We start from the raw sequence: 12,176 nt of genomic DNA on the forward strand, positions 1-12,176 counted from the left end.
AGCGGCCATGCGCAACCTCCTTGTCCTGCTCGCAGTCACCTTCCTCGCGTGTTCTTCGGAACCACCTCCCTCTGACGGCGCGCCCGATGCGGGGTCGGTGGACACGCCTGACGCCGGAAGGCCCGACGCTGGGGTGACCTGTGGCCCTGGAAGCTGCGCGGGTTGCTGCGACAGCGCCGGCCAGTGTCGCGCGGGCACGGAGAACGCCGCCTGCGGCCTGGCGGGGGCGACGTGCAGCGACTGCCTCACCGCCGTCTGCGTCTCCGGACGGTGTGAGACGCCCGTGGAGCCGCTCGAGGGTGAAGCCTGCGTCGCGCCCATCGAGCTGCGCGTGGACTCGGAAGGCTTCGCGAGCGCGACCGTCGACCTGACCGACCTGGCCGACGACACCACCGCGAGCTGCGGCACCGGAGGCGCCGATGCGGTCGTCGCCTTCGACGTGCCGGAGAACGGCACCTATGTCGAGCTCGTCGTGCGCTCGGACGACGAGGGAGTGCGGCCCCTCGTCGCCCTGCGCGGCGAGTGCGCCCAGGGCGGCTCGGAGTCCCGGTGCGACCTCGCCCCGGCGGGCGGCCGGAGCGCGCGCGTCACGACGGTGGCCCAGCGCGGCCGGCTCTTCGGCTGGGTGGAGGCGGTCGGCACCGCGAGCTCCCCGCTGCACGTGGAGCTGCGGCTGTCTCCGGCCGGGGCGGGCGACACCTGCGCCGCGCCTCGCGCGCTCACGCTGTCCGGTGGGAGTGCCACCCTCCGGGATGACCTCCGCCGCTACGCGCCTGACACGCTCAGCTGCGTCGAGGGCGCGCGCGACGCGGTGTACACCTTCACGCTCGTGGCCCCGTCGGAGGTGCAGGTCTCCGTCACCTCGCGCACCCCCGGGTTCCAGCCCGTGCTCACCGTGGACTTCATCTGCACGAGCCCCACCTGCAACGCCTCCAGGCCGGGGACCCCCCGCTTCGAGGGTGAGCTCTACACGGGGACGTACTCCGTCATCGTGTCCTCGGAGACCCTCGCCGCCGGCGAGTTCGACCTCTCCCTCAACACCCGGCCGTCGCCTAGCGGAGAGGTCTGCTCGGAGGCCTCCCTGCTGACCTTTGATGCCAACCGTCAGGCCACCGCCTTCGTGCCGACCGAGGGCCGCGCGAACGACTTCACGCTGGGCTGCATGGACTCGACGCCCGGGCCCGACTCCGTCTACCGCTTCCGGGTGGACCAGACGAGCGACTTCTCCGCGACGCTCAGCGGCAGCTCACTCTCGTCCTCCAACGTGCTCGCCCTGCGCTCCGCCTGTGACGGCGTGGACCTGGGCTGCGGCCCGGCGCTCTCCGTCGCCGACCTCGCCCCGGGCGAGTACTTCCTCTTCACCGATTCGTCCGCCTTCGAGACCCGCACCCTCACGCTGTCGGCGCAGCTCACCGGAGCACGCCCCCAGGGCGAGACGTGCGCGCGTCCCATTCCCATCTCCCTCTCGAATGGCGCGGCCGGCGGCACCGCCCGGGTGACCAACACCATGAGCGGCGCGACGGACGAGATTCCCGAGGAGTGCGGCGCGACGGGCACCGTGCCCGAGCGCGTCTACTCGCTCACCATCGACCAGCCCCTGCTCGTCCACGCCACCGCGACGCGGACGGGCACGAGCGGCTCGCTCGCCCTGCGCATCATGGAGACACGCCACTGCGGGACGCCCTATTCGACGGCCTGCCAGACGGGAGCGACCGCCACCGTCCAGGAGCTGCTCCTCGCGGGCACGTACTTCTTCGTCATCGAGTCGGCCACCGGGGCAGGCTTCACGCTCGACGTGAGCGCGGAGCCCGCGTCCGAAGGAGAGTCCTGCATCAACCCCGCCGGCTTCGACTTCCCCGCGGGGGGCGGCACGCGCACGCACGACGCCAGCACGCAGGGCAGCTCACAGGAGAACGGCAACAGCGCCTGCATGGGCTACGACCTGCCCGACCGCGTGTACAGCCTCACGCTCACCGACCCGCACTCGAACCTGGTGGTGACGGCCACGGCCCAGGGCACGAGCAATGCCCCGGCCCTCATCCTCGTTCCGACCTGCACGGATGTCGTACCCCTGGCTCAGAGCTGCGTGTCGACGGCCCAGGCCTCGCGCGTGCTCCGGCAGACGGCCCTCCCCGCGGGCACATACTTCCTCTGGGTGAAGGGCCCGACAGTCGCCGGCACGGACTACCACCTGGAGGTCTCCGCGACGCCGACTCCGGTGGGCGACACCTGCGCGGTGGCCACCCCGGTGACGCTGTCCGAGGGGCCCGCGGGAGGCACGGCCACCCTCACGGGGACGACCGTGGGCATGGCGGATGACCTCGACTCCTGCAACCAGATCTCCCCCTCCTTCCCGGACCATGTCTACTCGCTCACCCTCGACCGCGAGCTGGACGTGAAGGTGAAGATGACGCCCGCGCAGTCCTCGGCCCGGGGCATGGTGTCGCTCGCCGACGCCACGTGCCGGGCGTCCGGCCGCGGGTGCGGGCAGCGGGGAACGGACGGTGTGACGACCCTGCGCGCGGAGAGCCTGGGGGCCGGCACCCACTTCTTCTCCGTGGACCACACCTCCGGTGGCCCCGATGCCTACTCGCTCGAAGTATCAGCGGTTCCTCATCAGCCGGGAGAGACGTGCGCGAACCCGCTCCCGCTGGTGTTCTCGGAGGGCGCCGCGGGAGGCACCTCGGTCCTCAACTTCGACCCGCGTGACTTCTTCGATGACCCGAGCGGAGGCTGTTTCGGGGACGGGGCGGACGCGTACTTCACGTTCACCATCGACCGAGTGCTCGACCTGTACGTGGCCGTGCCGCGCGATGCGTCCACCGGGGTTCCCCGCCTGTCCCTCATCCGGAGCTGCGGTGAGTCGCTCTCCTGCGAGGCGGTCTACACGTCCTCGGGCCCGTTCGCCCGGGGCAACCTGCAGCCGGGCACGTACCTGCTCGTCGTGGACTTCGAGCAGGCGCGCGAAGAGGGGCCCCTGACGCTCCAGGCCTCGCTGACGCTGCCCACCCCCGGAGACACCTGCGACATCGCCATTCCGCTCAGCTTCGCTCCGGAGGGAGGCACCACCGAAGTGCCAGGGACCTTCGCGGGCGCCTTCGACGACCATCAGGTGGGCTGCTCGGCGCTCTACGAGGACCGCGTCTACACCTTCACCACCACCCAGCCGATGAGCTTCATCGCCGAGGCCACCAACGCCTCGGGCACGAAGGCGCCGTCCCTCTCCCTGCATGGCGGCGCCTGTGACGGCACAGGCACGGAGGTCACCTGCGCCCCTGGCGGTAGGGCGCGGTCGTCCCTCCGCACCACGGACCTGGCTCCGGGCACCTACTATCTGTTCGTGGAAAGGGGGGGCTACGACGCCCCCGACGACTACTCGCTGAAGGTGACCCTGGGAGCGCGGCCGGCGGGTGACGTCTGCGCCAGCGCGCTCCCCCTGGGGCTGCCGACGAGCGGCCCCGGGCACGTCACCGTCCAGGGCGACACGGGGCGCTTCTTCCATGACCTGACGCCCTCCTGCGGGGCTTCGTCTGGAACGCGCAACGCGCCGGACTCCGTCTACACCTTTACCACCACGGAGCGGATGAACCTGCGCCTGTCCACGAAGGCCCTCACCTCCGGCTTCCGGCCCACCGTGTCGCTGCGCCGGGGGTGCACCAGCTTCGACAGCGACCTGCGCTGCGAGTCGACTCCCACCTTCTCGCCGGACACCTGGACGAGCTACCGCGACCTGCCCGCGGGCACGTACTACGTCGTCATCGACGGCTACGACGCCACCCAGGACGGTGCCTTCGAGCTGGTTGCGCGCCTGTCGCCCTCGGGACAGGTGGGCGAGAGCTGCACGAGTCCGGAGCCGTTGACGCTCTCCCAGGGCACCCACGGCCGCGCGACGCTCACCCGCGCGTTCCCCGACTACTTCGAGGACCACCGGGACTGCTGGGGCTTCGACGGCAGCGATGCCGTCTTCGCGGTCACCACCGACCGTCCGCGGCGCCTCCATGCCCGCGCCCTGGGCTCGCCGGCCGTGACGCAGCCGGTGCTGTCCGTCCGGGGCAACCCCTGTGCCGATGAGGCCTCGCAGCTCGCCTGCGAGCGCGCCTCCCTGGACGGCCTCTCCCGCGTGTCCGCCGACCTCCCGGCCGGAACCTCGTACCTCATCGTCAAGTCGCCGCTGGACAACCCGACGGGCACCTTCCAGCTCGACGTGGAGGTCGACGACTTCGCGGCGGGCGACGTCTGCGCGGGCGCGCTCCCCGTGTCCTTCTCGAATGGCGCGGCGGGCGGCACGGCGACCGTCACCCTGGACCCGGCCGCGCTCGGCTCGGACGCGAGGTTGACGTGTGATTCCGGCAACCGGCCCGATGCCTACTTCACCTTCACCACGGACCGCATGCTCAACCTGTCGGCCACGCTCCGTCGCCAGAACACGAGCGACACGTTCTCCATGGGGCTGCTGGCGGGCTGCGCGGGGGCGGAGGCGGTGTGCCGCGCCACCGGCTTCTCCTCGGCGCCGTTGGTGCTCACACGGAACGCGCTGCCCGCGGGCACCCACGTCCTCGTCGTCCGGGGTGGCACGGGCTTCACCGTGGACCTGTCGCTCACCCCGTGAGCGACAGGTGTACCCGCGGTGGCGCGGCTCAATCCCTTACGTCTACGACCATGGTTTGAGCCGAGGCCCGGGTGTGGAGAGGGAGAGCGATTGAAGGTGAGGCCGCCGGGCTAGAAACAATCACCGCAGGCGTAGACACCCGTCGGAACCGCATCGATGAAGCTCGAGCCGGATTGGCAATAGAGGTGCTCCACGTTGTAGAAACCGGGGCCTCCCGAGTAGTAGCAGGGCGCTTGCCACCTTGCCAATCGCGCGCAGTTCCAGACGTAGGACCCCGTGTATCCCGCGGGACACGAGGGTGCCAGCGATTGAGTCTGTTCGGCGACAGGGGAGTCTGGATTCTCCCCGTTGGGTTCTACACCTCCACAACCGGTCAGCACTCCCGCGACAAGCATCGAACCGACAACGAGAACGCGGCTTTGCATGCGGCCTCCGGTACTTCTCGGGTGGGTACCGATGAGAAGCGTAACGCCCCCGCGCATTGACAGGCAAACCCGCCGCGAGTGGTGTTTCTGGTGAGGTATGAATTCTCCAGCCATGACTGACTCTGCGGACTCCCACGTCGTGGGCGCCGGGCGTGAGCCACGCTCAGCCTGTGCGGTTTCGATTCCCGCCGCCTCCGCATCCAGAAGCCCAGCAAACCATCCACTCCCGACGAAAAGGTGCAATCGGATTGCGGAAAGCGGATGAGAGGTGCGACAGAGGGCGAGGTATTGCGAGCAGCTGCTGCCGAGAGTTCAACATCCGAGGAGGCAGTCCCATGAAGATTGCTTGAGCTCAACCCGGAATACCGGGAAGGAGGTGGCACACCCAGGAGCGTGGCAATGAATGGTCGTCACCTGCCCGTCGCAGCTCTCCGCATCGTCCTCGCCTCATGCTTCGCCACCATTGCCGCCTGTGGAGTCAACACGGAGCGCGGCACCCCAGACCTCTCGACGCAGACCGCCGCGGTCACCTCGGGCACCCGGCTCATCGGCGTGCAGTCCGGCCGCTGCCTCGACGTGGCCCAGAACAGCCAGACGTCGGGGCAGGGGCTCAACATCTATGACTGCCACGCGCAGGCGAACCAGCGGTTCCTGTTCACGCCCGAGGGCGAGCTGCGCGTGTTCGACGGCGCCTGGTGCGTCCAGCCAGCGACCTCCAGCGCCGGGGCCCGAGCGGTCATCGGTGCCTGCACCGGGGCCGCGAACCAGCGGTGGGTCCGCAACGCCAACGGCACGGTGGTCCATACGCCGACCTCGCTGTGCCTCGACGTGTCCGGCCAGGCCACCGCCAACAGCTCGCCGGTGGTGGTCTGGAATTGCAACGGCCAGACGAACCAGCAGTGGTCGCTGCCGCCCGACACCCAGCCTCCCACCGTGCCCACGGGACTCACCCTGTCCAACGTGACGTGCAACTCGGCCACGCTCACGTGGTCTCCGTCCACGGACAACGAGGGGGTCGCCTTCTATGACGTCTACCACGACGGCCAGCACATGAAGTCCGTCTCCGCCGCCACGGTGTCCACCCAGCTGACGGTGGTCCCCGGCGCGACCTGGGGGCTGTATGTGAATGCGCGGGATGCGGCGGGCAACGTCTCTCAAGGCAGCGCTACGCTCACCCTCACCCCGCCGCAGTGCCAGGTGGATACCCAGCCCCCCAGTATCCCGACCGGCGTCACCGCCACCGCCCTGGGCACCAGCGTCACGGTGAGCTGGACCGCGTCGACCGACAACGTGGGCGTGAGCGCGTACGACGTGTTCCGAGGGGGCGTGAAGATTGGAACGGTGTCCGGCTCGCCGCCCGGGACGGCTTTCGTCGACAGCGGCCTCTCCCCGAACACGACCTACGCGTACGCCGTGCTCGCCCGTGACGCCCAGGCCAATGCGTCCGCCCAGAGCTCGGCCGTGACAGTCACCACCGGCCAGGCCTGCACGAACGCCGTCTGCTCCGTGTCGCAGGTGGCCACCGACACGGATATCCCGTGGGGCCTGGTGAACCTGCCGGACGGCTCGGTGCTCTACGGCCGCAGGGACGCGCAGAACATCGTTCGCCTGGACCCGGCGACGGGCCAGAAGACGTCGGTGGGAACCCTCCCCAACGTCCAGAGCACCGACGGCGAGGGCGGGCTGATGGGACTGGCCATCTCCCCCTCCTTCTCCAGCGACCGCTGGCTGTACGTGATGCACACGTCCCCCACCGACAACCGAATCGTGCGCCTCAAGTACGAGAACGGCGTCCTCAACACCTCCTCGCTCCAGGTGCTGCTCCAGGGCATCGGCCGCAACAAGTTCCACAACGGCGGGCGCCTGCGTTTCGGCCCGGACGGGAAGCTCTACGCATCGACGGGTGATGCCCAGAACGGCGCCTACGCGCAGGACCTCAACAACCTGGCCGGCAAGGTTCTGCGGCTCAATGCCGACGGCACCATCCCGTCCGACAACCCCTTCGGCAACTACGTATGGAGCTACGGCCACCGCAACCCGCAGGGGCTGGCGTTCGATTCCCAGGGTCGTCTGTGGGAACAGGAGTTCGGCAACTCGGTGATGGATGAGACGAACCTCATCCAGCGGGGTGGGAACTACGGCTGGCCGAACTGTGAAGGAACGGTGTCCCAGGGCGGCTCGGGCTGCGCGACGGCCGGGTACATCGCCCCGAAGCGGACCTACTCCACGGCGGAAGGCTCCTGCTCCGGCATCGCAGTGGTCCGCGACGTCCTCTACGTGGCCTGCGCCCGTGGCTCACGGCTCTACCGCGAGGTCATCAGCGGCACCGAGCTGACCAACGTGCAGCAGTTCTTCGTCGGCACCTACGGCCGGCTGCGCACCGTCGAGCCGACCCTCGATGGCAACCTGTGGATGACCACCACCAACCAGGGCGACAAGGACAGCATCCCCGACAACAGCAACGAGAAGATTTTCCGCGTCGTGCTCGGACAGTAGGGAGCGTTCAAGGCCCCCGGAGCCCAGGAGGGGCCGGGGGCATGGGACGCATGACATTCCGGAGACCTTCGACACGTTCGTCGCGTTCCTCTATCCCCGCCCCTCCGTTCCCCATCCGAACCCCTGCCCCTGGTGGCGCACTGGGAGGTCGTTGCTCGAGCCGGTCAGCGCGCTTGCGGCGTGGGCCCAGAGCCACCGCCCGGCGGTTCAGCGTGCCCGCGATGCCTTTGACCCGGTGGCGGAGGAAACGGGCCGCGGCCGCAACGCGTGAGTCAGGCCCTGCCCGTCAACCGGTAGTACGCGTGGGGGCGCTTCCAGCGGATGAATGCCTGCGCGAGCACATTCATGTTCCACCGGCTCGGCATGTGCTCGAGGACGAACCCCATGTCCTCCTTGAACTGCCTGAGCTGGGCATCCTCGCGTGAGTGCTGACCACTCACGAGCAGCCGGATTTCTGGTGTCCTCCGGCAGAGCTGCGCGAATTCGAAGACCAGCCCGGTCGAGATGTTCGTCGGCAGCGCCCAGGTGGCGTAGTACGCCTTCACCGAGTATGCGACGCCATCCACGGCGTAGCTGATGCGAAACCCTCCGAGCCTGTCATCGATGAGGCCGGCGAGCACGCACCAGTGGTTGTCCTGGAAGTACCTCCTCACCTCCGCGACGTAGTCCGCACGCGAGGGTGGCTTCCGGTGCCGGGTCCGTGAGAGCGCCTCGACGACCAGCTCGTACCCCTGCGCCTCCAGGAGGTCGGGGCCGGTGAGCTGCACGACGCGCACGAGCCGCTGGCATTTCCGGAGCCTGTTCCTCCGGCTCGAGGAGAGACTGTTGACGTCGTAGCGCTCCAGGTCCGCCAACCGCATGACGGGAATGCTGCCGTTCGCGGCATTCGCATCCTCTGGCCTCAGCGCCGCCCGGTAACCCCAGCTCAGCCGGGTGGGCCGGGTCGCCTGCTCCGGCCGCAGGCGCGCCAGCAGATGCACGGGTTGGAAGAACCCGGGCGCTCCCATTTCCTCCCAGGGGCGCCCGCCATGCTCGATGACCCGCGCACCTTCCTTGCGCCGACGCTCCGCGAGCCCCTTCTCCGTGAGGACCTCGAAAGTTGCCTTCGAGGCATCACGTACCTGGGATTCTGACATGACCCTTCAACCCCTTTGGATATGAGCAGACGTGCATGGCCGGCCGCCCGCGGAGACAGCAGGGACGCGCGGCTCGATGTCAGAATAGGGTCACCTCCGCCTCGCGCGGCGACTGGCCGTCAATGCCAAGGACTGTCAATCGAATGACAGCCCGCTTCCTCGGAAGGTGCGCGCGTTCCCGGCCGCCTCGACGCCATCCGCACCGGGTAGGTGTTCTGCGGAATCCTTTGTATCGCCTGCGTGGTCCTGGGCTGGGCCATCCTGGGGCAGGTGTCACTCACCACCCTGCCGGCCCGGTGCGCCTGGGGTGGCACGATGGCCATGCTCGGGCTGCTCGGCCGGAGCCCGCTGGATGAGCATTCCTGGCATGCGCCCCTCGTCGCGGTGGTGACGGCGTTCTGCTTCCCGGTCATCGTGCTCCAGACAGGGGGCTCGCAGAGCCCTCTCTTCTTCCAGGGCTGGTGAACGGAATCCGGGCCGCTTCCGTGTTGGGAAGCGGCCCGTGTGTCCGGAGCGTCAGTTCGTGCTGTAGGCCACGGTGCCGCTGCAGGCGTTGGTGCCGTAGCAGCCGGCGCGCAGCTGGTAGATGCCGTCCGCTGGCGCGGTGTAGGTGATGCGCGAGCCCGCGCCGCAGGTGTCGTCGTTGAAGGCCACCTCGGTGCCGCCCGCGTTCACCAGCCGCAGGAAGGTGTCCTGCGGGGTGTACGCGTTGGGCATCCCGCACGAGCCCACCGTCAGCACCTGGCCGGCGGACAGGATGAGGTCATGGTTGATGGTACCCGTCGTGGCGCTGGCGGTGTTGGCCGCGTCGTAGACGAACGAGCCGGAGCCGCCGCTGGACGCATAGGCCAGGTTGCCGCTGCACGCCCCGTTGGCGTAGCAGCCCGCGCGCAGCTGGTAGCTGCCCCCCTTGCCCGCGGGGACGGTGTACTTGATGTTGGACCCCCTGCCGCCACAGGCGTCATCGCTGACCATCAGCTGCACTCCCTGCGGGTCGAACAGCCGGAGGTAGGTGTCGCCGGTGACGGTGGCGCCCGTCATGCCGCAGGTGCCCACCTGGAGCGTCTGGCCCTCGGTGAGGGTGAAGCGTTGGTCGAAGGTGCCCTGCGTGGCGGACTGCGTGTTCGCCGCACCGTAGAGGTTGCCACCCAGGCTCCATGCGACGGTGCCGCGACACCGGGTGTTGGAGATGCACCCGGCGTGCACCGAGTACGTCCCCGTCCCGCCCGCTGGCACGGTGTAGCGCATGAACGTGCAGTAGTTGCCGTAGCTGAACGCGTCGTCACTGAGCAGCACCTGCGTGTTCGCCTGGTTGTAGAGCCGCAGCACGGTGTCCCCGCTGGCGAAGGCTCCCGGCAGGCCGCACGTCCCGAGGTGCACCGTCTGCCCCTCGGTCAGGTCGAAGTACGCATCGGCCGTATTCACTGTGGCGGACTGGGTGTTGGCGCGGTCATACGTCAGCGTGTTGCCTCCGTACGTCTCGCCACAGAGGCGACGGCTGGTGGACACGGCACAGTACGCGTCGACGGCCGGACGCACGTAGGTGATGTCCTCGCCCCGGCAGCCCGTTTCCGAGCACACGTTGACGAGGTTGCAGCTCCCGTTGGCGACGTAGTCCGTTTCACCGCGCACCAGGATGCCGACGAGCGACTGGTAGCGCAGCTCGTACACACCCGAGCCGGAGTTGCCCCCGAAGGTGTCCGTGGTGGCCACGAAGTAGTCCAGGGTGGCCGCGCGCGGGTCCCGCACGGTTCCGCCCGAGTCAATCTTGTAGGGAATGCCGCTGCCCGAGCCGATGACCGCCACGCCCTGGGCACTCGCCAGGGCCGCGTTCGCCGGGTTCACCGGCGCCGGGGTGAAGCGCGGCGCGGCGGAGCGGTCCAGCCGGACGATGGCATGGTCCAGGACCTTCCCGCCCACCGTCCCCAGCTCGCGCACCACCACCGACGAGCAGCTGAAGATGTCCTGCGTCGTCACCGTCTGCGGTCCGAAGGCCGACGCACGGTAGAAGTTGAAGACCATGCGGGTGTTGGCGCACGTCGAGGCGTTGATGCAATGACCCGCGGTGAGCACCAGGTCGTCGTCGATGAGCGTGCCCGAGCAGTACGCCCCGGTCGGGTCGTCCAGGAAGCGCTCCGTGGCGCAGAGGTTGTACGCCACACCCAGCGCGGGCCCGGTGAACGTGACGTTGTTCGGGTTGGTCGCGTTGATGGCGGACGGACTCATCAGCGCCACCGTGGACTGGTGGGCACGCGCCCGCAGGAACGGGCTGGTGTGCAAGGACACGTCCTGACGGTTGTCGGTGCCGTAGACGACGCTGTCCTGCCGCGTCTCCAGCTCCGGCTTCCCGTCCGCGACGACCTCGGCCGTGGGGCCTCCAGGCTCCGCGGGCTCACAGCCCGTTGCGAGGACGAGACTGCCCAGCAGCGCGCCCAGGACCTGGGCGCGCACTCCGTTTCGAGACTGCCGCATGCGTGGGTACCCCTCGGGGTGTTGTTCGGCCCCGGGGGAACGCACTGCGCACGAATCCTTCTCCTACGACGGCCCCCCCCATTCCTCCTTGCTGTGAAGAGGCCGCCTGGATGGGCTCAACTCAGGGCGTGACGGAGACCAGCGTGCCCGCCCGGGTGTTGTTGTCGTCAATCAGCTCCGCGATGGAGCTCTGCGGATCCACCACCGCCCCCGCGTAGTACGAGCCTGTCGTGGGCACGGACGCCGGGCCCTGCACCGTCAGCACCTGGCACTGGCCGGCGTTGAGGTACGGCGAGGCGGCGTAGCCGACGAAGAAGTCCGGCGAGGGCCCCGTCGGGCCGTTGGGGGTGATGGTTGCGTCCGCCGACAGGTACACCTCCACCGGCGCGCTGCCACTGACGGTGCCCTGGTTGCACACCGTCACGGAGACGGAGAGCTGCTGTCCGGACGTGGCGCTGGCCGGCCCCGAGACCGCGGACACGATGAAGTCAGGCTTGTTGCCCACGCCGATGCGGCTGCCGGTCCGGGTGTTGTTGTTCTCAATCAGCTCGGAGATGAAGCTCTGCGGATCCACCACGGCGCCCAGGTACCAGGCGCCCTCGGTGGAGGCATACGCCGGGCCCTGCACCGTCAGCACCTGGCACTGGCCGGCGTTGAGGTATGGCGAGGCTGCGTAGCCGACGAAGAAGTCCGGCGAGGGCCCCGTCGGGCCGTTGGGGGTGATGGTTGCATCCGCCGATAGGTACACCTCCACCGGCGCACTGCCACTGACGGTGCCCTGGTTGCACACCGTCACGGAGACGGAGAGCTGCTGTCCGGACGTGGCGCTGGCCGGCCCCGAGACCGCGGACACGATGAAGTCAGGCTTGTTGCCCACGCCGATGCGGCTGCCGGTCCGGGTGTTGTTGTCGTCAATCAGCTCGGAGATGAAGCTCTGCGGATCCACCACGGCGCCCAGGTACCAGGCGCCCTCGGTGGAGGCATACGCCGGGCCCTGCACCGTCAGCGCCTGGCACTGGCCGGCGTTGAGGTATGGCG

The 12,176-nt window shown here is 69.1% G+C and carries 6 protein-coding genes; 3 read left to right on the forward strand and 3 right to left on the reverse strand.

Features of this window, described 5'->3' with window-relative positions; genetic code table 11:
- Positions 1–133: 133 nt before the first annotated feature.
- Positions 134–4,609, forward strand: a complete 4,476-nt coding sequence (locus G4D85_RS21000; protein WP_164014670.1) for a hypothetical protein — start codon at positions 134–136, stop codon at positions 4,607–4,609.
- An 824-nt stretch (positions 4,610–5,433) separates the two neighbouring features.
- Entirely contained in the window at positions 5,434–7,530 is a 2,097-nt protein-coding gene (locus G4D85_RS21005; protein ID WP_164014672.1) for a PQQ-dependent sugar dehydrogenase, read from the forward strand.
- Between the two features lie 272 nt (positions 7,531–7,802).
- Here the strand turns inward: G4D85_RS21005 and G4D85_RS21010 are convergent, their stop codons facing one another.
- Positions 7,803–8,666 carry a hypothetical protein gene (locus G4D85_RS21010; RefSeq protein ID WP_164014674.1) on the reverse strand — a complete coding sequence of 288 codons (864 nt, stop codon included), beginning with the start codon at positions 8,664–8,666 and terminating at the stop codon, positions 7,803–7,805.
- Between the two features lie 240 nt (positions 8,667–8,906).
- Here G4D85_RS21010 and G4D85_RS21015 point away from each other — a divergent pair, with 240 nt between their 5' ends.
- On the forward strand, positions 8,907–9,131 hold the full coding sequence (locus G4D85_RS21015) for a hypothetical protein (protein WP_164014676.1): 225 nt from the start codon (positions 8,907–8,909) through the stop codon (positions 9,129–9,131).
- 51 nt (positions 9,132–9,182) lie between these two features.
- Here G4D85_RS21015 and G4D85_RS21020 read toward each other — a convergent pair whose 3' ends face one another.
- Together G4D85_RS21020 and G4D85_RS21025 are read right to left on the reverse strand one after the other, a co-directional pair.
- Positions 9,183–11,138, reverse strand: a complete 1,956-nt coding sequence (locus tag G4D85_RS21020) for a trypsin-like peptidase domain-containing protein (RefSeq protein WP_164014678.1) — start codon at positions 11,136–11,138, stop codon at positions 9,183–9,185.
- Positions 11,139–11,259: 121 nt separating this feature from the next.
- Positions 11,260–12,176: CARDB domain-containing protein (locus G4D85_RS21025; protein WP_240359412.1), on the reverse strand; the 917-nt coding region annotated here is incomplete at its 5' end.

Source organism: Pyxidicoccus trucidator, assembly GCF_010894435.1.
Lineage (GTDB): Bacteria > Myxococcota > Myxococcia > Myxococcales > Myxococcaceae > Myxococcus > Myxococcus trucidator.